This window comes from Ideonella flava, assembly GCF_051857595.1.
Taxonomy (GTDB): domain Bacteria; phylum Pseudomonadota; class Gammaproteobacteria; order Burkholderiales; family Burkholderiaceae_C; genus Ideonella.
Window position 1 is genome coordinate 347,056 of record NZ_JBPZHD010000006.1, and the last position, 22,545, is coordinate 369,600.

At 70.5% G+C, this 22,545-nt stretch carries 20 protein-coding genes; 9 read left to right on the plus strand and 11 right to left on the minus strand.

Annotation, left to right across the window (positions count from 1 at the left end; genetic code table 11):
• Positions 1–123: 123 nt before the first annotated feature.
• Positions 124–1,353 (plus strand): choice-of-anchor tandem repeat GloVer-containing protein, encoded by a 1,230-nt coding sequence (locus ACS5PM_RS15345; protein ID WP_439388520.1) that lies wholly within the window; start codon positions 124–126, stop codon positions 1,351–1,353.
• Between the two features lie 8 nt (positions 1,354–1,361).
• On the opposite strand, the gene ACS5PM_RS15350 is transcribed toward ACS5PM_RS15345, so the two are convergent.
• The 3 genes from ACS5PM_RS15350 to ACS5PM_RS15360 all read right to left on the minus strand — a co-directional run bounded on the left by ACS5PM_RS15350 (position 1,362) and on the right by ACS5PM_RS15360 (position 3,899).
• Entirely contained in the window at positions 1,362–1,778 is a 417-nt protein-coding gene (locus ACS5PM_RS15350; protein WP_439388521.1) for a DUF4148 domain-containing protein, read from the minus strand.
• Positions 1,779–1,863: 85 nt separating this feature from the next.
• Positions 1,864–3,315: an aminotransferase-like domain-containing protein gene (locus tag ACS5PM_RS15355; RefSeq protein WP_439388522.1), complete on the minus strand. Its 1,452-nt coding sequence runs from the start codon at positions 3,313–3,315 to the stop codon at positions 1,864–1,866.
• Complete coding sequence (locus tag ACS5PM_RS15360) at positions 3,315–3,899, minus strand: LysE family translocator (RefSeq protein ID WP_439388523.1); 585 nt, start codon at positions 3,897–3,899, stop codon at positions 3,315–3,317. Before ACS5PM_RS15360 ends, ACS5PM_RS15355 begins: the two co-directional genes overlap by 1 nt.
• 148 nt (positions 3,900–4,047) lie before the next feature.
• On the opposite strand from ACS5PM_RS15360, the gene ACS5PM_RS15365 reads away from it, so the two are divergent.
• Together ACS5PM_RS15365 and ACS5PM_RS15370 are read left to right on the plus strand one after the other, a co-directional pair.
• Positions 4,048–5,031, plus strand: coding sequence for a threo-3-hydroxy-L-aspartate ammonia-lyase (locus tag ACS5PM_RS15365; protein ID WP_439388524.1), 984 nt, complete (start codon positions 4,048–4,050; stop codon positions 5,029–5,031).
• Between the two features lie 179 nt (positions 5,032–5,210).
• A complete protein-coding gene (locus ACS5PM_RS15370) occupies positions 5,211–5,588 on the plus strand; it encodes a hypothetical protein (protein ID WP_439388525.1) in 378 nt (125 codons plus the stop codon).
• Between the two features lie 13 nt (positions 5,589–5,601).
• On the opposite strand, the gene ACS5PM_RS15375 is transcribed toward ACS5PM_RS15370, so the two are convergent.
• From ACS5PM_RS15375 to asd, 5 genes are all read right to left on the minus strand, one after another.
• On the minus strand, positions 5,602–6,975 hold the full coding sequence (locus tag ACS5PM_RS15375; RefSeq protein WP_439388526.1) for a S8 family serine peptidase: 1,374 nt from the start codon (positions 6,973–6,975) through the stop codon (positions 5,602–5,604).
• Positions 6,972–7,628, minus strand: a complete 657-nt coding sequence (locus ACS5PM_RS15380; protein ID WP_439388527.1) for an anti-sigma factor family protein — start codon at positions 7,626–7,628, stop codon at positions 6,972–6,974. The genes ACS5PM_RS15375 and ACS5PM_RS15380 overlap by 4 nt, the downstream gene beginning before the upstream one ends.
• Entirely contained in the window at positions 7,625–8,224 is a 600-nt protein-coding gene (locus tag ACS5PM_RS15385) for an RNA polymerase sigma factor (protein ID WP_439388528.1), read from the minus strand. The genes ACS5PM_RS15380 and ACS5PM_RS15385 overlap by 4 nt, the downstream gene beginning before the upstream one ends.
• Positions 8,225–8,416: 192 nt before the next feature.
• The gene (locus tag ACS5PM_RS15390) at positions 8,417–9,073 is read right to left on the minus strand and encodes a hypothetical protein (RefSeq protein ID WP_439388529.1); all 657 of its coding nucleotides are present in this window, start codon (positions 9,071–9,073) and stop codon (positions 8,417–8,419) included.
• Positions 9,074–9,142: 69 nt separating this feature from the next.
• Positions 9,143–10,009 (minus strand): archaetidylserine decarboxylase, encoded by an 867-nt coding sequence (gene asd, locus ACS5PM_RS15395; RefSeq protein ID WP_439388624.1) that lies wholly within the window; start codon positions 10,007–10,009, stop codon positions 9,143–9,145.
• Positions 10,010–10,202: 193 nt separating this feature from the next.
• Here asd and ACS5PM_RS15400 point away from each other — a divergent pair, with 193 nt between their 5' ends.
• Positions 10,203–11,894, plus strand: coding sequence for a 7TM diverse intracellular signaling domain-containing protein (locus ACS5PM_RS15400; protein ID WP_439388530.1), 1,692 nt, complete (start codon positions 10,203–10,205; stop codon positions 11,892–11,894).
• A gap of 121 nt (positions 11,895–12,015) precedes the next feature.
• Here ACS5PM_RS15400 and ACS5PM_RS15405 read toward each other — a convergent pair whose 3' ends face one another.
• The gene (locus ACS5PM_RS15405; protein ID WP_439388531.1) at positions 12,016–15,195 is read right to left on the minus strand and encodes an NAD(P)-binding protein; all 3,180 of its coding nucleotides are present in this window, start codon (positions 15,193–15,195) and stop codon (positions 12,016–12,018) included.
• Between the two features lie 96 nt (positions 15,196–15,291).
• Positions 15,292–15,852, minus strand: coding sequence for a DUF1415 domain-containing protein (locus ACS5PM_RS15410; RefSeq protein WP_439388532.1), 561 nt, complete (start codon positions 15,850–15,852; stop codon positions 15,292–15,294).
• A 35-nt stretch (positions 15,853–15,887) separates the two neighbouring features.
• On the opposite strand from ACS5PM_RS15410, the gene ACS5PM_RS15415 reads away from it, so the two are divergent.
• From ACS5PM_RS15415 to ACS5PM_RS15430, 4 genes are all read left to right on the plus strand, one after another.
• Complete coding sequence (locus ACS5PM_RS15415; RefSeq protein WP_439388534.1) at positions 15,888–16,397, plus strand: YbaK/EbsC family protein; 510 nt, start codon at positions 15,888–15,890, stop codon at positions 16,395–16,397.
• 278 nt (positions 16,398–16,675) lie between these two features.
• On the plus strand, positions 16,676–16,849 hold the full coding sequence (locus ACS5PM_RS15420) for a DUF1289 domain-containing protein (RefSeq protein ID WP_439388535.1): 174 nt from the start codon (positions 16,676–16,678) through the stop codon (positions 16,847–16,849).
• Positions 16,846–17,454: a 2-hydroxychromene-2-carboxylate isomerase gene (locus ACS5PM_RS15425; RefSeq protein WP_439388536.1), complete on the plus strand. Its 609-nt coding sequence runs from the start codon at positions 16,846–16,848 to the stop codon at positions 17,452–17,454. Before ACS5PM_RS15420 ends, ACS5PM_RS15425 begins: the two co-directional genes overlap by 4 nt.
• A 221-nt stretch (positions 17,455–17,675) precedes the next feature.
• A complete protein-coding gene (locus ACS5PM_RS15430; protein ID WP_439388537.1) occupies positions 17,676–19,364 on the plus strand; it encodes an MFS transporter in 1,689 nt (562 codons plus the stop codon).
• A 55-nt stretch (positions 19,365–19,419) separates the two neighbouring features.
• Here the strand turns inward: ACS5PM_RS15430 and ACS5PM_RS15435 are convergent, their stop codons facing one another.
• Positions 19,420–20,535 (minus strand): NAD(P)/FAD-dependent oxidoreductase, encoded by a 1,116-nt coding sequence (locus tag ACS5PM_RS15435; RefSeq protein ID WP_439388538.1) that lies wholly within the window; start codon positions 20,533–20,535, stop codon positions 19,420–19,422.
• 127 nt (positions 20,536–20,662) lie between these two features.
• Between ACS5PM_RS15435 and ACS5PM_RS15440 the strand changes: the two genes are divergently transcribed.
• A complete protein-coding gene (locus ACS5PM_RS15440; protein ID WP_439388539.1) occupies positions 20,663–22,531 on the plus strand; it encodes a methyl-accepting chemotaxis protein in 1,869 nt (622 codons plus the stop codon).
• Positions 22,532–22,545 lie beyond the last annotated feature (14 nt).

The following is a 22,545-nucleotide window of genomic DNA, read 5'->3' on the forward strand; positions in this document are numbered from 1 at the left end:
CGGTTCGCCTCTGCACCAGTCGACCGGCATCCCCTCGACGCGCAACGCGACTCGCCAGGCGACTCGCGCGGCGGCCTCGATCGGTGCAGCGTTCGCCTGCCGCCAGGCTCAAGGAGGACCACCATGAGCAACACCTCGCAGCTGCGCCGCCAGCTCTGCTTCGGCCTCGGCATGGGGCTCGCATCGCCGATGGCGATGTCGCGCGGCTTGCCGGATAGGCGGGCTCCACCGGGGCATGCCGGGGTCGAGGCATCGGGCCGGCACTACAGGACGGTGCATCACCTTGGCGATCTGGAGGGCTCCGAGGTCGACGCCGGCCTCCTGCTGGCCACCGACGGCAAGGGGTACGGCACCGCCGCCCTCGGCGGGAGCCACGGCCTGGGCACCGTCTACCGGATCGGCGCGGGGAAGAACCTGAAGGTGGTGCACCACTTTGCGAGCCCGAGCCGAGGTGGCGCGCACCCGGTGGCCCCGGTCATCGAGGTCGACGGTGCCCTGTACGGCGTGACCGCGGAGGGCGGTGCCGCCGGCGCAGGCGTGGCGTTCCGGTGGTCGCACGACACCGGATACGCCGTGCTGCACGACTTCGGCGGCGCGCCGGATGGCCGGTTGTGCTGGGGCGGCCTGCTGTTCGCGTCGGACGGGTTCTTCTACGGCGGCACCTACTTCGGCGGCGACCACGACGCGGGCGTGGTGTACCGGATGGACAAGGCGGGCACCGTCACGCCCTTGTGGCAGCTCGGCGCCGCCGGCGATCCGTCGCTGGTGATGGCCGCGCCCATCGAAGGCGCCGACGGCTACCTGTACGGCACCTCGCGAGCCGGCGGCGCCCACGACGGCGGCACCGTCTACCGCCTGGCGAAGGACGGATCCGACCGGGAGGTGATCTTCTCCTTCGACGGCTCCCATGGGAGTGTCCCGGCGGTGCCGCTGCTGGAGACAGCGGACGGAAGCCTGTACAGCGTCACCACCTTCGGCGGCGCCAGCGATGCCGGAACCGTCTTTCGCCTACGGCCCGATGGCACGCATACCGTGCTGCATGAGTTCACCGGTGGCCCGGACGGCCGCGAGCCGAACACCGAGCTCCTGATGATCGAGCCCGGTGTCTTCGTCGGCACCACGACCTTCGGCGGCGGGCACGGCTTCGGCTCCGGCGTCGTCTATCAGATCCGCGACGATGGCGGGTTCCAGCGCCTGCATGCCTTCGGGGGCACGGTGGATGGCCTGCCCGATGGAGCGCGGCCCTCAGGGGCCTTGCTCAGGCTGGCCGACGGACAGGTGGTGGGCACCTGCCGCGGCGGCGGCGTCAGCGACCAGGGAACCATCTGGAAGCTGACGCCGGCGCTGGCCTGATCCTCGCCTCAATGCACCGGCGCGAGCCGGCTGATCCACTCGCTGCGGGACTCGTCGAAGCGGTACATCATCAGGAAGCGGACCGTCTCCATGTTGACCTGCTCGCGGGTGAGCTTGCTCATCTCGCGCGGGGTTCCGACGCTCAGCCAGGTGCCGCTCGGCTCGTCGTAGCGATGGTGGCGCAGCCACTCGTCGCGCATGGCGAGCACGTCCGAGCGGGAGACCACGCCTTGGGGTGGCTGCATGTTGGACTTGAGCACCCACTGGCCGGTGTGCTCGTCCCATCGCATGAGTTTGAGGAAGGTGTCGCGGTCCATCTGGACCTGCTCGCGGGTCAGCGGCGCTTCTTGCGCTTGCGCCGGAGCGCCGATGGCGCCCAGGGCGCCGGCGAGGCAAAGGGCAATGAGGGCGAGTTTGCTGTTCATGGGGATCTCCTGTCGGTGTGAGTGGTACGTCGTGTGAATCGGCCGCACGCACTAGTCGGGAGATGCCGCAGGAACTTACAGGCCTCTACGAGCCTTTCGCCGTGTGGCCCGCGCGGGCCAGCGTCGAGCGTGCCTGTTCGAAGGCGGCGAAGCGCTGCTTCAGGTATTCGCCCAGCCTCGGCTGCTGCGCGAAGACCACGTTGAAGCGGATGTGCGGGTCGCTCGCGTTGTCGGCGCAGAAGGTCGCGCCGCGCACCAGCAGGATCTGGTGGCGGTAGGCATCCTTGACCAGCAGGTCCACGTCGACGCCGTGCGGCACGGCACCCCAGAGGAACAGCCCGCCCTCGCCCGGGTGGTGCAGCAGGATGCCGGCCGTGCGCAGCGCGCGCGTGCTGGCATTGCGCGCGGCCAGCAGCTTGCGTTGCAGCCGCTCGAGGTGCTTGCGCCAGCGGCCGGCGGCCAGCACCTCCAGCATCACGTACTCATTGAGCGCCGCGGTGCTGAGCACCGAGTAGATCTTCTCGCGCATCAGCACCTTGAGCAGCGCCGGCTCGGCGGCGACGTAGCCGGTGCGCAGCGCGGGGCTCAGGGCCTTGCAGTAGCTCGAGTAGTAGATGACGCGGTCCAACCCCGACAAGGCGGCCAGGCGCGTCGGCTGGCCGGGATGGAAGTGGCCCTGCACGTCGTCCTCGGCGATGAGAAAGCCATGCTCGTGAGCCAGCGTCAGCACCCGGTAGAGGTTGGCCGCGCTGCTGCCCCAGCCGGTCGGGTTGTGCAGCACGCTCTGCAGGAAGAGCAGCCGCGGGCGGTGCTCGCGGCAGGCGGCCTCGAGTTGCTCGAGGTCGATGCCGTCGGGCCGGCGCGCAATGGGCACGAGGCGCAGCCCCGCCTGCCGCAGCCGGCCGAACATCAGGAAGTAGCCCGGGTTCTCCACCAGCACCGTGTCGCCGGGCTGGAGGAAGGCGCGGCAGATCAGGTCGATGGCGTGCGTGCCGCCGAAGGTGGTCAGCAGCCGCCCCGCATCCACCGGGATGCCCTGGCCGCGCATCTGCATCGCGATGCGCTCGCGCAGCTCGGGCAGGCCCTGCGGCGGGCAACGCGAGGCCATGCCGGCGGGGCTGCGTGCCAGCGCGCGGGCCAGCAGCGAGGCCGGCACCGCGTCCTGCAACCAGCTGCCGGGCAGGGCGCCGGCGCTGGCCAGCAACAGGCCGGCGCGCTGGTCGTGGGCCTGCTGCGCGAGCCAGACGGGATCCTGTTCGTCGCCGGCTTCCAGCGCGGCATCGTCGGTGTCGGGCACATCACGCGCTTCGCGGACGAAGAAGCCCGCCGTGCCGCGCGAGTCGATCGCGCCCGCGGCCACCAGGCGGTCATACGCCGTGACGACGGTGTTCGGGCTCACGCCCAGTTGCGAGGCGAGCTGGCGGATGGAAGGCAGGCGCGAACTCGGCGGCAGTTGCGCGCGCGCCATCAGCTCTCGCAGGCGGGCCTCGATCTGGTCGGCCAGGGGCACGCCACTGTCGCGGTCGAGTGGAAACATCAGCGCAGGAACAGGATGGCCAGCACGGCCAGGGTCGCGCCCATGATCGCATTGAAGGCCCGCTGCCAGCCGGGCCGCGCCAGCAGGCGCCGGATGGCGACGCCGAACAGCGCCCACATCGAGATGCAGGGGAAGCCGATCACCAGCCCGATGGTGGCCACGAGCAGCGCGGCGAGGGGCGCCGGCAGGTCCGCAGGCATGAACACCGAGGCCAGGGTGATGGCCTTGAGCCAGCTCTTGGGGTTGACCGCCTGGAACAGCGCGCCCTGCCAGAACGACACCGGCCTCGCGAGCCGCGCCTCGCCGGCCGCGCCCCCGGTGAGCTGCCAGGCCAGCACCAGCAGGTAAAGCGCGCCGCCGATGCGCAGGGCCGTCTGCAGCACCGGATAGGCGGTGAACAGCGCGCCCAGGCCCAGGCAGGTGAGGGCGGTCTGTACGAAGCCGCCGGCGTTGATGCCGAGGATCTGCGGCAGCGAGCCGCGGTAGCCGAAGTTGGCGCCCGAGGCGGTGAGCATCATGTTGTTCGGCCCCGGGGTGCTGGACATCACGAGGCAATACGTCATCAAGGGCAGCAGTTCGGTCATCGGGCAGGCCAGGTTCGAGCGGTGCCGCCAGCGTAGCCAGCCGGGTTTCGGGCGAACAGCCACAAGATCCGTCGCGCGGCGCCATGCTGTATCACCCGCCGGATGCGCACAGTTTCGGCCATGGGCGGCGCTGCTAAGGTCGGCGGCCATGGACACCAACCTTTCTGCGCTGGCCATAGGCCACGAAGACATCACCGCCGCACGGGCCCGACTGGCCGGCATCGCCCACCGCACGCCGGTGCTCACCTCGCGCCATGCCGACGAGCTCACCGGCGCGCAGCTGTTCTTCAAGGCCGAGAGCCTGCAGCACACCGGCGCCTTCAAGATCCGCGGCGCCTACAACGCGATCGCGCAGTTCACGCCGCAGCAGCGCGCACTGGGCGTGGTCACGTTCTCTTCGGGCAACCATGGCCAGGCCATTGCGCGCGCGGCCCAGTTGCTCGGCGTCAAGGCCGTGGTCGCGATGCCGCAAGACGCCCCGCAGATCAAGCTCGACGCGACCCGCGGCTACGGCGCCGAGGTGGTCTTGTTCGACCGCTATGAAGAGGACTCCGCCACGGTGCTCGCCCGGCTCGTGGCCGAGCGCGGGCTCACGCCCGTGCCGCCCTTTGACCACCCCCACGTGATGGCGGGCCAGGGCACCCTGGCCGCCGAGCTGATCGAGGACGCCGGCCCGCTGGACCTGCTGCTGACGCCGGTGGGCGGAGGCGGCTTGATGTCCGGCTGCGCCACCGCCGCCGCGCGCTGGAGTCCGGGATGCGCCTGCTGGGGAGTGGAGCCGGAAGCCGGCAATGACGCGCAGCAAAGCCTCGCCGCCGGCCGCATCGTGTCCATCGAGACGCCGCGCACCATCGCCGATGCGGCGCAAAGCCGGCACCTGGGCCAGCACACCTTCCCGGTCCTGCGTGCCCTCGTGGCCGGCATCCTGACCGTCAGCGACGCCGAGCTCGTCCAGACCATGCGCTTCTTCGCGGCTCGGATGAAGATCGTGGTCGAGCCCACCGGCTGCCTCGCGGCAGCGGCCGTGCTGCACGGCAAGCTCGAAGTGCGCGGCCGCCGGGTGGGCATCGTGCTGTCCGGCGGCAACGTGGATCCGGCGCGTTATGCGGCGCTGCTGGCCGGCGGCGCGTAAAGGACGCGCGGTGTGCACAACCTTCCGGCGCGGTCCCGGTACCTACTGAGCGCCCCCAGGGCGGGCCCGGCCCGCTCCCGCGGGGGTTCAGGCACGGTGGCGCAGCCACAGGGGCTTGAGATGTCCAGGCCGCGCCATCCGGGCGGCGGCCTCCCCGCTATCAAGAGGAGAACGGTTCCATGACGAAGATCTCGCGCAAGCAATTCCTGGGCGCCCTGGGCAGCGGCACGGTGGTGCTGTGGCTACAGGCCTGCGGCGGCGGGGGCAGTGGCTACGGCAGCGGCGGCGGCAACGGCGGCGGAAGCGGCGGCGGCCTGAGCTGCGGCGCGAGTGGCGCCAGCATCGCCAACAACCACGGCCACACGCTGACCATCGACGAAACCGACCTGAATTCGACCACCGACAAGACCTACAGCATCATGGGCACGGCCGGTCACAACCACACCGTGACCTTCACCGTCGCGCAGCTGGGCATGCTGAAGAACGGCCAGAGCGTGACCGTCACCTCCAGCACGGACAGCGGACACAACCACGACGTGACCGCAAAGTGCGTGTGAGGCAGGTGCTGCCTCAGCGCAGCCGGCCGGTCGCGAGGGCTTCCAGCGCGTTGCCGGCATTCAGCGGCGATCGGCTGGCGCCGCCTGTCAGCAGCATCTCGGTCAGTGCGGCCCGGTCCAGCCGCGGCTGGGCGGACAGCATGAGCGCCGCCACGCCGCTGACGTGCGCCGCGGCGATCGAGCTGCCCGAGGCGTAGTCGTAGCGGCCGCCCGGCTGCAGCGTGAGCACGTCGCGGCCCGGTGCGGCGATCACGTCCTTGCCGGCGGCGGCTTCGATCTCGCCGGACACTCCGGCCGCGATGACGCCGGGCAGGCCGGTCGGGAAGCCGCCGCGCCGCCCGTCCGGCGGCAAGGCACCGATGACGATGCGCCCCTGGCGCAGCAGCTCCGCCAGCAGCTTGTCCAGCAGCGGATCGCTGGGCCCGCCGAGGCTCAGGTTCACGACGCGCGCGTCGGACTCCAGCACGGCAGCCAGGGCCTTGGCGAGGGTGAACGAGTTGCATCGCGCCGCGTCGCCTGCGGCGCCCTCGCGGGGCCAGCAGGCCCTCAGGATGATCAGCCGCGCCTGGGGGGCGATGCCGACGATTCCCTCGTGGTTGTTGCCCACGGCCGCGATGACGCCGGCCACCTCGGTGCCGTGCCGGTCGGGCTCGAAGCCGGCCGGGGATGAATCATCGACGAGGTTGCGCGCCAGTGCGACGCGGCCCAGCAGGTCCGGATGGTCGAGCGCCGCTCCGGTGTCGACCACCGCCACGCGCACGCCGGCTCCCGTGCTCACCCGATGCGCCCGCGCCGCCGCGGTGTCGACGAACCCACGTTGCAGGTTGACGTACGGGTCGTTGTAGAGCAGGCCCGCATCTGCGGCGCTGGCGGCGACCGAGGGCGCGGGCAGCTGAGGTGCGGAGCGGGTGTCGAAATCCTGCAGCGGCTGGGCCAGCCTCACTCGCGGGTCGTGTTGCAACGCGGCCAGCACGGCCTCGCGCGAGCTCGTGGGCGGAAGCTCGAAGACCACGCAGTGCCAGCCCAGGGTGGCTATGGGCCAGCCGGCGGCTTCGTGCAGGCCATGCTCCTTCGCGATGGCGGCCAGCGTCGCCGCGGCCCGGCCGCCGAGCAGGTAGCGCGGAGGAGGCCCGTAGCCGCCCATGGTGCTACCGGCGCGGCCGCCGGGGTTCTCCAGCGGGTTGTCGACCGCAAGCACGATGTAGTGGCTGCTGTCCGCGCGCATCGCGGCCCCCGGCGCCGCCAGGGGAGCCGTTGCCGCGGCCAGCCCGGGCGATGGGCTGGAGCAGGCGGCCAGCAGGAGCGCTCCCAGCGCCACCGAAAGGGCGCGTAAGGGATGCAGCAGGTGTCGGGCCGGCGCCCGTGCCGGCTCCCCGGCTGGCGTCATGGCGCGTCGCCCATGGGCTCGGCGAGCCGGATGCCGGCCGTGGCCCGCAGCCGGGCCAGCACCTCGGCCGCCGGGCGTACGGGGGTGGTGGTGTCGGCCGGCGCGGGGGCCAGCGCATAGGCGCCGGCGGCGTTCGGGCCGGCCACCACTTGCAGGCCCTGGGCTGCCAGGGTGGCCTGCCAGGCAGACAGCGTCATCGATGGGTCGGGCAGCACGCGCAGCGTGGCCGCGGGGGTCGCCGCCGGCGGATCGGACAGCGTGCGGTAGTCGCCGCCGCTGCCCGGATCGCCGCCGAAACGCCCGAGCTGCAATCCCATCACGCCCAGGCCGACGGCCTGCACGACCACGGCGGCGGCCAGGGCCCAGGTCAGGCGGCCTGCGCTTCGCGGCGGGGTGGGCAGCGGTTGCCGCTCTCCGGGGTCGTCCAACCGGGCCATCAGGCGCTGCAGGCCGGCCTCGACCTCGATATCGTCCTCGCCCGGCACCGCGCCGGTGCTCATGGCGGCATGCAGCCGCTTCTGCCAATCCAGCTCAGCCTGGCAATCGGGGCAGCGGGCGACGTGCTCGGCCACCATCGCCGACTGTTCCGGCGTGGCGCGCCCATTGGCGACCCAGGGCAGGGCCTCCCAGGCTCTCAGGTGGTCATTGGTCACTTGAGTTCTCCCTGGCTGGCCAGGCGCGGCGGATGGGTGGCGGCCAGGTCCGGCAGCAGGTTGCGCAGCTTGACCCGGGCGTGGAAGAGGCGCGCCTTCACGGTGCCCAGCGGGCACTGCATGATGGCGGCGATCTCGTCGAGCGAATAGCCGCCGCTGTAGGCGAGCTCCAGCACGAGACGCTGCTCGGTCGGCAGGCGGCGCATGGCCTTGGACAGCCAGTCGCGCAGTTCGTGGTCGGCCTGCGGGTCGGTGGCCGGGTCGCTGCGTTCGGGCCAGTCCGAGTCGGCCGCATCGTCCTCGCCGTGCTGGCGCAGCGATTTCAGGGCGCAGCGGTACGCGATGCCCATGATCCAGGTCGATACCCTCGAGTCCCCGCGGAAGCTGCCGGCCTTCTGCCAGACGATCCAGAAGCAGTCGTTGATCACCTCGTCGGCCACGTCGGCGCGGCGGGTCATGCGTGAAAGAAAGCGCTGCAGCCGGCGGCGATAGGGGCGGTACAGGGCAGCCAGGGCCGCGCGATCGCCCTCGGCCATGCGGCGCAGCAGGGTGCGCTCCTGGCTGTCCTCCTCGGCAGGGCGGGCGTTGGGGCTCACTGAAGCCCCTCGCCCGACGAGTACGTCGGCCGATCCCCCGAGGGGATGCGGGCCGGCTTGGGAGCGGCCCTGCGCTCGGCCCGCCAACAGGGGGTTGACCCAGAATGTCTCATCGGTGGTCCGGTGCCTGGAAATGTGTTTCCTGTGAGTGCCGCGGTCGGGCGCAAAAGTTGCCCGGACGCCCCCCTAGACTCAGAACTGCCGCGTCAGCGTCAGCGCCGTGCGCGGCGCTGCGGCCTCCCCCAGGTAGCGCCGGATGTCTCCGCGGACGCCCAGGTGCTTGAGTGTCGCGCGCCATTCGCCGGCGCGCCAGCTCAGTCCGGCATCCGCGTAGGTGTAGTAGTAGCCCGGCCAGGCCGGCAGTTCGGCCCGGCCGATGCCGCCCGCCAGCGCCCAGTGCTCCGACAGCGGCCAGCGCAAGCCCAGGTCCAGCGCCGGATACCAATGCGGGTCGCCTTCGTTCATTCGCAGCGCCGAGGCCTCTATCGAGGCGATGTCGCGCCAGGCGAGCGCGAGCGTGGCCTCGCCGTGGTCGTAGTGGAAGCCGGCGCCGGGATAGGCATAGGCCGCCAGTCGCCCCTGCAACTGGACCTCCGCCGAGGCCATCCAGTAGCCCGCGCCACGCAGCACGAGCTGGCTGCCCCGGCCGTCGCCCAGCGGCCTGGCGGCCGCGAACGAGGCCGACCACAGGGCGTCGTCCGAGACCACCACCAGGGCCTGGACCACCGGCTGGTCGCGCCACAGCGCGATGCCGCGCTCGGACAACTCATTGCCGGCCGAAGCTTCGCCGGACCAGCTCAGCGACTGGGCCGTGGCGACGACAGGCACCAGCAGGGCGGCCAGCCACACGGCTGCAGGGCATCGGGCGGGAAGACACCGGGCAGCGACAGGCACGGCGGCGTCTTCCGGCGGCGACCTTCAGGCCGCCATCCACTCGCCCAGGCGGATGGCCCGCCCGGGAACCCACTCGGGGTTGAACTGCAGGGGCGGCTGGCCGGGCGGCCGCGGCGGGAACAGCAGCACGACGGTCGAGCCGAGCAGGAAGCGGCCCATCTCCTCGCCGCGGTGCAGCATGATCCGCTGGTCCTCGTATCGCCACTCGCGCACCTGCCCGGGCCGTTCCGCATTGACCACGCCATGCCAGACGGTGGCCATGCTGCCGACGATGGTGGCGCCCACGAGCACCAGGACGAAGGGACTCTGGTCGTCGCGCTCGAACACGCAGACGACCCGCTCGTTGCGGGCGAACAGACCCGGCACGCCGCGGGCGGTGGTCGGGTTGACCGAGAACAGCGCGCCGGGCACGTGGATCATCCGCAGCAGGCGCCCGGTGCAGGGCATGTGGATCCGGTGGTAGTCGCGCGGGCTGAGGTACAGGGTCGCGAAATGACCGTCGTGGAACTTCGCCGCCAGCGCCTGGTCGCCGCCCACCAGCGCGGTCGTCGAATAGAAGTGGCCCTTCGCCTGGAAGACCTGGTCTCCCTCGATGGGGCCGAACTGGCTGATCGAGCCGTCGACCGGGCAGATCAGGGGTGCGGTGTCCAGCGGGGCGATCGGCCGGGCCTCGGCGTGCAGGGGCCGGGTGAAGAACTCGTTGAAGCTCTTGTAGGCGGCGATGTCCGGCTGGTGGGCCTCGTTCATGTCGACGCCATAGCGCTGCACGAAGCGGCGGATCACCCACGTCGTCAGGCCGCCGCTCTCGCGCCGCGCCAAGGCCCCCATCAGGGAGGTCAGTGCCTGCTTGGGCAGCAGGTATTGAGGCAGGACGCGCAGGAAGTCGTTCACGAGACGAAGCAGGACAGCGTGAAAGGCGGCCATTCTAGGAGGCGCATCCCCTGGCAGGGACGCGGTTTGCCCGACAATCCCGCCGTTCGCCAAACCATGGGCCGGGCCGCCATCAGCGGTCACCGAGCACTCCAAGTTGAACCCAAGCGTCGTTGGTTGGATCCGCCGGTTGTCGCCCCGGTGGGGTCGCTGGATGGTCCTGCTCATCCTCGGCTGGTGCGGCGCCGCATGGGCTGCGGACGCGCCGCCGCTGCTGCGGCTGTCCGGCTCCCAGCCAGTGGACATGGTCGGCACGGCATGGCTGGCCGAGGCCGGGGCGAACGAGGCCCCTCCCGCTGAGGGCGCGCCGCTGGCGGCATGGTTCGCGAGCCATCGCCAGCCGGCCCAGATCAGCCTGCAGGGCGGCCACTACTGGCTCGCGGCCCGCCTGCGGCACGATGAACCGGCGCCGATGCGCTGGGTCTTCGACCCCAACAACACGCTCATCGAACGCGTGGAGCTGCGCCTGTCGGGCAGCGACGGCAGCCGCCAGCGGGTCGTCGCCGGCTATGTCGCGCCGCGCGTCCACATGCTGCACTACGCGCAGGACGTGCAACTCCTGCCGGGGGTGGACTACCTGGCGCTGGTACGGCTGGACAGCCGCTACTTCGCCTCGGTGCCGCAGCTGGAGTTCACCGCCGAGCCGCTGTTCCAGCGCAAGCTCCTGCAGGAGAACCTGCTGGTGCTGGGTTCCCTGGGCGCGATGGTGGCGCTGGCGCTGTTCAACCTGTTTCTCTTCACGCTGACGCGCACGGCGAGCCACCTCTACTACTTTGCCCAGCTCACGCTGGCGGTCTGCGCGTGGGCCATGGTGTTCCAGATCCCGACCGAGCTCTGGGGCTGGCATGGTCTGCGCTGGCACTACCTGCCCTTCTTCCTGATGCCGCCGGCCGCATCGCTGTTCTGCATCGACTTCCTGAACCTGCGCGAACGGCATCCGACCCTGTTCAGGCTGCATGTCGGGGTGATCGTGGCCGGCGTGCTGCTCTCGCCGGTGGCGGTGTTCGCCTTGCCGTGGGCCAACCTGGTGGCCTCGGTGCTGATCTCGGCCTGGATGGTGCTCACGCTGGCCAGCGGCTACAGGAGCCTGCGCAGCGGCTACCGGCCGGCGAGGTTCTTCCTGCTCGCCTTTGCCGCCCTCGCGCTGCCCGGCCTGATCATCCTGCCCGGCAACCTCGACCTGATCCCGGACCTGGTCGACAACGCCGAAGCCTGGACGCTGTTCGGCAGCGCGGTCGAAGCGCTGCTGCAGGCCTTCGCGCTGGCCGACCGCATCCGCCTGCTGGGCCTGGAGAAGGACCGCGTCGCCGAGGAGCTCATCCACACGCTCAAGGTGGCCCACACCGACGCGATGACCGGTCTGGGCAACCGCTACGCATTCGACCTGATGGTCGAGCAGCGGGGCACACCCGGCCTGCAGCCCGACCAGCAGCTGTGTCTGCTGGCGGTGATCGACCTCGATGGCCTGAAGCTCGTCAACGACCGCCAGGGCCATGCGCGGGGCGACGACCTCATCCGCGCGGTCGGCCGCGGCCTGGCCCGCCTGCAGGCCGACGGCGCGCGCTGCTACCGCCTGGGCGGCGACGAATTCGCCATCCTGGCGCTGCGACACCGCGAAGTGCACATCGCCGAACACCTGATGCTGCTGGAGCTGGAGCTGGTCACGGCCGGCTTCGAACAGTCCGGCATCAGCTACGGCATCGCCCACTGGGAGCCGGGCTGCGACCCCTTCGAGCTGCTCAATCGCGCCGACGGCCACATGTACGAGAACAAGGCCCGCCGCAAGGCAGAACGCCAGAACGCGTCCACCTCCATGCCGGTGGAACTCGCGCAGCGGACCAAGTGAATTCTCCGCCCGTGCGAGGGCTTGGCCAATTCAAGTGGCGTGCGCGGATCCGGCTTTGCCGGTCCGCTGCGCGAGCCCCCTTTGGGGGGCAGCCCCCGGAAGGGCGCGTGGGGGCCGGCATTCACCAGCCGGATTCGCCCTTGATGGTGGTGGGCCAGCCGCTGATGGCGCGGGAGGTCTGCATGCCGGCCATGGTGGCGGCCTCGACGCAGCCGGCGTTCAGGCCGGTGCGGATCCAGTCGCCGGTCAGGTAGAAGTTGGAGAAGCCGGATGCGTCCGTGGCCAGGCGGTAGGCGGAGCTGCCGACCACCGACAGCACGTAGCGCTCCGAAGGGTCGACGTTGGCGCGCCAGTACTGGCTCGCGAACCGCTGCTCGCCGCCGCTGCCGTCGGGCCGCTGCAGGTCGACGAGCCATTCCCACTTGAAGCCTTCGGCGGTCACCGCGTTCGGCCACAGCGCCCTGATCGGGCCGTTCAGCTGGCCCGTCGCGTTGGCCCTCACCTGGGCCTTGCACTGGGCCGGGAAGGCGAAGTCGCGCTCGGGCGGGTAGTGGGCCATGGGCAGGGCGCTGCAGAAGTAGGAGACATTCTTCGGCTCCTCGCCCGCTGGCCAGTCCTCGCGCACGAGCAGCTGGTCCAGCGGCGCCCAGGTGTCGAAAGGCTCGCTGAAGCCGCTCAGAACCGGCTCCTCCTTCGCGTGGCCGGGGCAGTTGGACCAGGTGCTCCAGCCCAGGTCCTTCAAATCCTTCTTCAGCCAGACCTGGTAGGCCTGGGTGGCGACCGTCTTCACGTGCTGCGTCGTGGCCCTGAGGGCCGGGCTGCGCTCGACCAGCTTCGGCGCCAGCTCCGGCACGCTGGCCACCGAGGCGCCGAAGACGACGAGATCGAAGTCGCGGCCACGTTGCAGCACGACCTTCGGCAACGGCCGGCCGAAGGTGGCCTCGTAGACGTCCGGCCAGTCGCTCCAGTGGCATTCAAGGTTGATGTTCTTCGCCTGCAGCAGGGCGGCCTGCTCCGGCACGATCTGCCCATACTGCGGCGTGCTGGGCCAGCACGCCAGGCCCTTCACGTCGACCAGCGGCTCGTAGTGGTCCACGCCGCGGGTCACGTCGGCCTGGCGGGTCAGCACGATCTGCTCGACGACGGGCTGGCCATCGGCGGCCGGCAGCAACTCCTCGACCTGGTGGAAGAACTTGAAGTTCACGCCGCGCTGGCGCAGCAGCTGGTACAGCGGCGTGAACACCACGTCGCCCATGCCGGCCTGCATCTTCCACATGATCGCGCCGCGGTAGGCAAAGGCGACCAGCATCATGCCGCGCAGCATGGTGCCGGCCTCGATGTTGGGCTTGTGGATGTCGCCGTCCTCGAAGGCGAAGACCAGGTCGTAGAAGCCGCGGACCGGGGCGGAGTTCACCGTGACCTCGGGGTTCGCGCCGTGCTCCAGCAGCCAGGCCTGGAAGTCGATGTCGTTGATGACGTCGAAGCCCCGCTCGAAGACGCCGTCCTCGAACATGCCGATGAGGCTGGTGATGGCCAGGTCGGCGCAGATGTACACGCGCCGGAGCTCGGTCGCGAGCTCGCCGGGCGCGGGGAAGCTCTCGCGCAGCCAGTCGCGCATCCCGCGCAGGCTGGCCTGCAGGAAGCGGTGGTCGTCGGTGTCGCAGGTCTCGTGCAGGGCGAGGTCCAGGCTGCGCGCGAGGCAGCACAGCGCGTGGGCGGCGTGGCGCACGTCGGCGGCCAGTTGCTCGAGCTCGCATTCCACGGCCGCGGTCAGGCGGTGCAGCCAGTTCGGCGAGTCCTCGACGGTCGCGCAGACCGGCGGCGGCGCATCGTGCGCGTCGGCCAGCGTGCCCAGCCATTGCTTGACCCATTCGCAGGCGGTGACCACCACGTCCCATACCGACAGGCGTTCACCGCCATGGCCGGGCGTGCCGGGCTTGGGCGGGGTGTCGACCGGCCAGATTTCCCAGTGGTCGCGGATCCATTCGGTCAAGGCGACGAAGTGCTGCGGCTTGAAGGCCTCGTCCCAGGTGGCCAGCGGGGCGCCCGCCGGGCGGCCGAGCAGGCCGTAGGCCTTCTGCATCAGCGCGAAGGCGTTGTCGTAGAAGCCGAACCAGACGTGCAGGCCGTGCTCCTCGATGCGCTGACCGGCTTCGGCATTGCGGCCGCTCGCGCCCTTGCCACCCAGCCGCCAGCCCATCTGGTAGACGGTGATCTCGTAGCGGCTCTGCCAGCCCGGCTGGTCGGTGAGGTAGAAGGCGGCGGTCATCGCGCCCACGCCGCCGCCGATGATGGCCACTTTCTGTGGCCGGATGACGGAGTTGTCGACCAGCTCCACGCCCGGCGGGACGCTGAAATCCATGCTGACGTGGAAGGGCAGGATGGCCGGCTGCGCGCCGAGCGGCCAGCCCAGGGTCTGGTCGAGCGGGAAGCTCGCGAAAGGGTGCAGCGTGCAGTCGAAGCTGCCGCCCAGCAGCTGGATGGCGTGGATGGCGTCGATCTTCGCCGGCGCGGTGACGATGGCCTGGTAGACCGCCTTGACCCCGGCCGCGTCGGGAAACTGCTTGAGGAAGACCTGGTCGATCTGCGGCGACAGCAGGGTCTGGATCACCTGCTCCCAGCCGACGAGCGACAGATCCAGCGCGTCGGCATCGCTCACGAGCAGCTCCACGATCTGCCGCACCAGCGCCTCGACGTTGCGCAGGGGCTTGGGCGAGCCGGATCCCTGCGGCATCACCTCGAGCAGCGGATGCATGGCCAGCTCGGTCTCGGGCGAGAAGGGCTGGAAGCCCTTGGCGGCGAGGGTGAACTCGAGTGGGTCGCTGCCGGCCTTCGGCATGGTGTACGCGCACTCGTACTTCGGATAGCCGTACAGCTCGCGCCCGTTGATCAGCGCCATGCAGTCGTTGACCCAGATGTGGCACGGGTAGAAGTAGATGTGCCGGATCGCGTGCTCGCCGGGCATGAACTGCCCGACCATGACCCAGGTGACGATGTCGGTCTCCTGGCCCCAGCCCTTGGCGCGGTCGGCCGGGTCCTTCGAGTACGCGTGCTGGACGTCGGTGAAGGTCAGCAGCACGTAGGGCGACAGCACCTTGAAGCTCATCTGCCCGGCCGAGGCGGCATTGAGCGTGTCGTCCACCGTGCGCTGCAGCGCCTCGCGCCCGCCCTTGACGAAGAAGCCGTACATCTCGGAGCTGCCCAGCATCAATGGCGGGTGCATCAGCACGTTGCCGCCGGAGTAGAGGTAGTCGGGGCGCAGGGCAGCGCGCGGCACGGTGGGGCCGTCGTTCGTCGTCATGGGGATCCTCCCGGTTCAGGGGTTATGCGAGCCGTCGATGCTAGGAAAGCACGGCCGCCGCGAAAGGCGCGAACAGCCGGTCAAGCGACGGTCAATTCAATCGCGGCGCGAGGGGAACAGCGCCTCCCAGCCCTCGCGGCCCAGGGCCTGCATCGTCTCGATGTTGCGCTCGTAGATCTCTTCGGCCTCGGGGAAGGCGGCCACGGCGCGATCGATGCTGGCCTCGCGCAGCAGATGCAGCGTGGGGAAGGGCGAGCGGTTGGTGAAGTTGGTGATGTCGTCGGGCGCGGTGCCGGCGAACTGGTAGTCGGGATGGAAGCTCGCGATCTGCAGCACGCCCTCCAGGCCGCGCTCGACGAGCAGATCGTCGGCGGTCGCGAGGAAGTCGTTGAAGTCCAGGAAGTCCGCCAGCACGTCCGGGTGGATCAGCAGCGTGGTGTCCACGGCTTCCGGATCGGCCTCGGCCAGGCCCTGCAGCTCCTCGTCGAGCACCGCCAGCAAGGCTTCAGGCGAGGCCGCCCGGCTGACCACATAGCGCACCTGGCCCTTGACCTGCACGCTCTTGGCGAAGGGGCACAGGTTCAGGCCGATGACGGCGCGGTCGACCCAGTCGCGGGTGGCGGCGATCAGGGCGGCATCGTCCACGGGATCTGTCATGGGGGCATTCTCGCGCGGTGACAATCGCCGGCACCATGGCCGACACCGACACCACCACCTCCCCCGACTCGCTCCACGAGGCCTTCGCGCAGGTCACGCGCCTGCTGGCCGAGGCGGGTCACCCGCACACGCCGCGCTGGCTGGACGTGCCCGCGCGCACCTGCCAGGAGGCCGCCGAGGCCCTGGGCCTACAGACCGGGCAGATCGCCAAGAGCGTGATCTTCCGCCGCAAGGCCGATGACACGGCCGTGCTGGTCGTGGCTTCCGGGGACCGGCGCGTCGACGAGAAGAAGGTCGCGGCGCTGGTCGGCCCCATAGGCCGGGCCGATGCCAGCTTCGTCAAGGCCAAGACCGGGTATTCGATTGGCGGCGTGGCGCCGGTGGGCCATGCCACGGCGCCGGTGACCCTGATCGACCGCGAGCTGTTCCGCTTCGAGGAGGTCTGGGCCGCGGCCGGCCACCCGAACGGCGTGTTCCGCGTCTCGCCGGCCGAACTGGAAAAGCTCACCGGCGCGCCGGTGGCCGACGTGGTGCAGCCGGCGTGAGCGAAGAGGTCCCGCCGGGCCGAGCGACGGGCCGCTCCCTGGCCGGCCCGGATCCCCTCGGGGGAGGATCGGCCGACGTACCCGTCGGACGAGGGGTCCCGCCGGGCCGAGCGACGGGCCGCTCCCTAGCCGGCCCGGATCCCCTCGGGGGATCGGCCGACGTACCCGTCGGACGAGGGGTCCCGCCGGGCCGAGCGACGGGCCGCTCCCTAGCCGGCCCGGATCCCCTCGGGGGATCGGCCGACGTACCCGTCGGACGAGGGGTCCCATCCCCCTGCGTGAATGTCTGCCGCATGGATGCGAAGACCGGCTGGTGCGAGGGCTGCTTGCGCACCCTCGAAGAGATCGCCGGCTGGAGCACGATGGCTGACGAGGACAAGCGCCGCGTGTGGGCCCTGTTGCCGGCCCGGCGCACGCAGGCGCAGGCCCTCACCACGGGAAAGCCGGCATGACCCCCATCACCTTCCATTTCGACGTCATCTCCCCGTTTGCCTACATGGCCTTCGAGCATCTGCCCGAGGCGCTGGAAGGCTGCAGCTACCTCGTGGAGTACCGGCCGGTGCTGTTCGCCGGCCTGCTGAAGGCGCATGGGCACAAGGGGCCGGCGGAGATCCCGGCCAAGCGGGAATGGACCTTTCGCCAGGTCGACTGGCTGGCGGCCAAGCTGGGCCTGGCCGACATGCATTGCCCCAGCCCGCACCCCTTCAACCCGCTGGCCCTTCTGCGCCTTTCGCTGGCCTGCCAGCCGGCGGGCCGCATGCCCAACCGCCGCGTCGTCGAGGCCCTGATGCGCCACGCCTGGCAGTCCGGCGGCGCGGATCCCAACGAGCCGGCGCGGTTGCAGGCCCTGCGTGCGAGCCTGGCGCCCGTGCGTGACCCGGACAGCGAACAGGTCAAGGTCGAGTTGCGTGCGCTCACCGACGACGCGGTGGCCCGAGGCCTGTTCGGCGTGCCGACTTTCGAGATCGAGTTCGAAGGGCGGCCGCGCCTGTACTGGGGCCTGGATGCACTGCCCATGCTGCGCGAGGACTTGCTCGCCGCCGCGCCGGTGGCCTGATCAATTGATCCCTGCCGGCTGCTGCGCTGCAGCACGCCCTCGGGTGTTTCCCGAAGAGAGGCCCGTTTTACCACATGGTGAAACGAGTCATCAGGGTTCGACCTGAGTTTGTCAGCTTCGCATCAGCCTGGTGTCAGGAGTTGGTCAGACCACCTTCTGATAGTGGCCAGCAGGAGCTGCCGACAGGTGGCGGCCCCATTCCCTTCCAGGAGTTTGTCTTCATGGCAACGGCAACTGCACCCGCCGCCCCGCGGCCCATGAGCGCGGAGGAGAAGAAAGTCATCTTCGCCTCGTCGCTCGGGACCGTGTTCGAGTGGTATGACTTCTATCTCTACGGCTCGCTGGCCGCGATCATCGGCAAGCAGTTCTTCGCCGCGCTGGACCCCACCGCGGCCTTCATTGCCTCGCTGATGGCCTTTGCCGCCGGCTTCCTGGTGCGGCCCTTCGGCGCGCTGGTGTTCGGCCGGCTCGGCGACATGATCGGCCGCAAGTACACCTTCCTGGTGACCATCCTGATCATGGGCCTGTCGACCTTCATCGTCGGCGTGCTGCCCAGCTACGCCGCGATCGGCGCCGCCGCCCCGGTGATCCTGGTCGGCCTGCGCCTGCTGCAGGGCCTGGCGCTCGGCGGTGAATACGGCGGTGCCGCCACCTACGTGGCCGAGCATGCCCCGCACGGCAAGCGCGGCGCCTACACGGCGTGGATCCAGACCACGGCCACGCTGGGCCTGTTCCTGTCGCTGCTGGTGATCATCGGCATCAAGACGGCCGTCGGCGACACCGCCTTCGCCGACTGGGGCTGGCGCATCCCGTTCCTGGTGTCCATCCTGCTGCTGGCCATCAGCGTGTGGATCCGACTGAGCCTGAACGAGTCGCCCGCCTTCAAGCGCATGAAGGACGAGGGCAAGACCTCCAAGGCCCCGCTGTCCGAGTCCTTCGGCCAGTGGCGCAACCTGAAGGTGGTCATCCTGGCGCTGCTGGGACTGACGGCCGGCCAGGGCGTGGTCTGGTACTCGGGCCAGTTCTACGCGATGTTCTTCCTGACCTCGCAACTCAAGGTCGACGCGACCACGGCCCAGCTGATGATCGCCGCCTCGCTGGTGATCGGCACGCCGTTCTTCGTCATCTTCGGCTCGCTGTCGGACAAGATCGGCCGCAAGCCGATCATCATGGCCGGCTGCCTGCTGGCCGCGCTGACCTACTTCCCGCTGTTCGGCGCCCTGACCAACGCCGCCAACCCCGAGCTGGCCGCCGCGCAGAAGGCCAACAAGGTGGTGGTGCATGCCGCGCCCGGCGACTGCTCGTTCCAGGGCAGCCCGATCGCCCGCGAGATCGACTTCAAGACCTCGTGCGACATCGCCAAGCGCTACCTGGCGCAAAGCTCGGTCAGCTACGACAACGAGGTCGCTCCCGCCGGCACCCCGGCCACCATCTCGATCGGTGACAAGGTCATCACGGCCCCCGCGGCCAATGTGGTGAACCAGAAGTTCGACGAGGAGAGCGTCAAGGCCGTCGCCGCCTTCAAGAAGGAAGTCGCCGATACGCTGAAGACGGCCGGCTACCCGGCCAAGGCCAAGCCGATCGACTTCATGGGCGGCCAGTGGTGGAGCATCGTCGGCATCCTGACCATCCTCGTGATCTACGTGACCATGGTCTACGGCCCGATCGCCGCCGCGCTGGTGGAGATGTTCCCCACCCGCATCCGCTACACCTCGATGAGCCTGCCGTACCACATCGGCAACGGCTGGTTCGGCGGCCTGCTGCCGACCACCGCCTTCGCCATCGTGGCCTCGACCGGCAACATGTACAACGGCCTGTGGTATCCGATCGTGGTGGCTTCGATGACCTTCGTCATCGGCATGCTGTTCCTTCGCGAGACCAAGGACGTGGATATCTACGCGAACGACTGAGAACGCGGTCTTCCGCATCCCGCAAAGGCAGCCCGTCGGGCTGCCTTTTTTCGTTTCAGCGGGCGAGCAGGCGCGCCACCACCTCGGCGATGGCGAGTGCCGCGGTGAGGCCGGGTGATTCGATCCCGAACAGGTTGACCAGCCCGGGCACGCCGTGCAGGGGCGGTCCGTCGATGCGGAAGTCCGCTGCCGGCTGTCCGGGGCCGCTGATCTTGGGCCGCACGCCGGCGTAGCCGGGCTGCAAGGCGCCGGCTGGACGGTCGTCGATGCCGGGCCAGTAGCGGCGGATCTCGGCGGCGAAGCCCGCCCCGTCGGCCGGGTCGACCTCGTAGTCCACGCGGTCCACCCAGCGGAAGCTCGGGCCGAAGCGGGCTTGTCCGGCCAGATCGAGCGTGAGGTGCACGCCCAGGTGGCTGCTCTGGCCGGGCACCGGGTAGACCAGCCGCGAGAAGGGTGCCGCGCCGGCGAGGCTGAAGTAGGCGCCTTGGGCGAAGTGCGCCTGCGGCACATGGCGCGCGGGCAGGCCCTCGATGCACGAGGCCAGCGCGCAGGCGTGCAGGCCGGCTGCATTGACGACACGCCGGGCTTTGATTCGCGTCGGCGTGTCGCCGCCCACCGCCAGTTCCAGCCCGCCACCGACGACGCGACCGCCGCGAACCGCCGACTGCAGCGCCAGCATGGCGCCGGCGGCTTCGGCATCGCCGAGCAAGGCCAGCATCAGCCCGTGGCTGTCGACGATGCCGGTGGAAGGCGACAGCAGCGCCCCGCGGCAGGCCATTGCCGGCTCGAGGGCCTGAGCCTCGGCGGCCGACAGGCGCTGCAGGTCGCGCACGCCGTTGGCCGCGGCGAGGGCCTGCACCGCATCCAGCCTCGGGAGCTCCTCGTCGCTGCAGGCCACCACCAGCTTGCCGCAGCGCCGGTGGGCGACGCCGTGGCTCGCGCAGTAGTCATACAGCATCCCCCTGCCTTGCACGCAAAGCCGGGCGCGCCACGAGCCGGTCGGGTAGTACAGACCGGCGTGGATGACCTCGCTGTTGCGGGCGCTGGTGGCCGTGCCGAAGGCGTTCTCGGCTTCCAGCACGACCACCTCGTGCCCGGCCTGCGCCAGGGCGCGTGCGCAGGCCAGGCCCACCACGCCGGCGCCCACGACGACGGTGTCGACTTCGTCCATGCAGGGATTGTGGTCCGCCCGACCGGGGCGCAAACGGGCCGCAAAAGCAGTTCATTTCGCGCCGATCGCGGATCCGTCCCCTGCCCACAATCGCTTGATATCGATCAAACAGGAAGGGATCGACCCCATGCAGCACGCCGGCTCCGACGGCTTCTTCGCCCATCACGGTCTCTGGGCGCCGGGCATTCGCCTGTTCCGCCGCCTCGGCTTCCGGGCGAAGGCGCTCATCGTCACGCTGTGCTTCATGCTGCCGATGGCCGCGCTGGGCCTCGCCTGGTTCGGCCAGTACGCCGACCAGCGCGACTTCACCGCCAAGGAAATCGACGGCCTGGCCTACGCGCGCCAGGTCATGCCGCTGTTGCCTCTGGCGCTGCGCCAGCGGGCCGAGTCCAGGCCTGCGGGCGCCGATTGGCAGGCCGCCATGGTCCAGGTCGAGCAGGCGCAGGCGGCCAGCGGCGACGCCTTCGGTACCGCGGCCGCGCTGCAGACGCTCAAGGACCGCGCGGCAGCGCTGGCCTCCGGCGGACGGCCCGATGCCCATGCAGCGGTCGTCAAGGCCGTGATAGACCTCGTCAACCAGGCCACCGACGGCTCGAACCTCACGCTCGACCCGGACATCGACACCTACTACCTGATGGACGGCTCGCTGATGCGCGTGCCGCAGTACATCGAGGAGGCGGCCAAGGTTCGGGTGCTCGCCGCGGCCGATGGCATCGACGCCATGACCGCGATGCACCGCTCCCAGGCCTATGCCGACCTGCTCGCCGGGCAACTGCAGCTCGCGGCCGACAAGGTCGAGACGCTGCATGGGGGCACACGCGAGGCTCTGGCCCTGGCGCGTGTCGATGCGCAGCGCGAGGCCCTGTACAAGGCAGTGGCCGGCGGAGATGCCGCCGCCATCGCGCAGGCGAGTGACGCGCTGACCGCCAGCCTGCTGGCGACCCAGGCGCGCATGTTCGAGCAGCTCGATGCGCTGCTCGCCGCACGCCAGGCACGGGGCGACTCGAAGGCGGAAGCGATCGTCGCCGTGGTCGTGGCCGGGCTGCTGCTGGCGGCCTACTTCTTCGCCAGCTTCTACCGCGTGGTCGATGGCGGACTGCGCGAGACCCGCCGCCATCTGCAGGCGATGACCGCCGGCGACCTCACGACCAGCCCGCGGCCCTGGGGCAGCGACGAGGCAGCGGAACTGATGGTCTGCCTGGCGCAGATGCAGGCGGCCTTGTGCGCCATCGTGCGCGACGTGCGCAGCGGCAGCGACGACATCCTGCAGGCCAGCAGCGAGATCGCCAATGGCGCGATGGACCTGTCCGCCCGCACCGAGCAGACGGCCGCCAATCTGCAGCAGACGGCCGCGTCGATGGAGGAGATCTCAGGCACCGTGAGCCAGACGGCCGGGCACGCTGTCGAGGCCGCCGCGATCGCGCGCGAGAACGCCGGCGCGGCAGGCGAGGGGGGCCGCGCGATGGGCGCGGTGGTGCGCACGATGGAGGCGATCGGCCAGTCCTCCTCGCGCATCGGCGAGATCATCGGCGTCATCGACGGCATCGCCTTCCAGACCAACATCCTGGCCCTGAACGCCGCTGTCGAGGCCGCGCGCGCAGGCGAGCAGGGCCGCGGTTTCGCGGTGGTGGCCGGCGAGGTGCGCGCGCTGGCCCGGCGCTCGGGCGACGCGGCGCGCGAGATCAAGTCACTGATCGAGACCAGCGTGACGCAGGTCGGCGAGGGCAACATCGTCGTGGCCAGCGCCCGGCAGGCCATCGACCACGTCGTCGAAGGCGCGGGCCGGGTGGGCGGGCTGATCGAGCAGATCGCGCTCGGCACGAGCGAGCAGTCCACCGGCGTGCAGCAGGTGGGCCGGGCCGCGCACGAGCTGGACCGCTCGACGCAGGGCAACGCGGCGCTGGTCGAGCAGACGGCGGCGTCTGCCGGGGCGTTGCGCGACCGTGCCGCGGCGCTCGCCGAACGGGTGTCCGCTTTCCGGCTGCCGGTGCCATGACGCATACTCGGCTG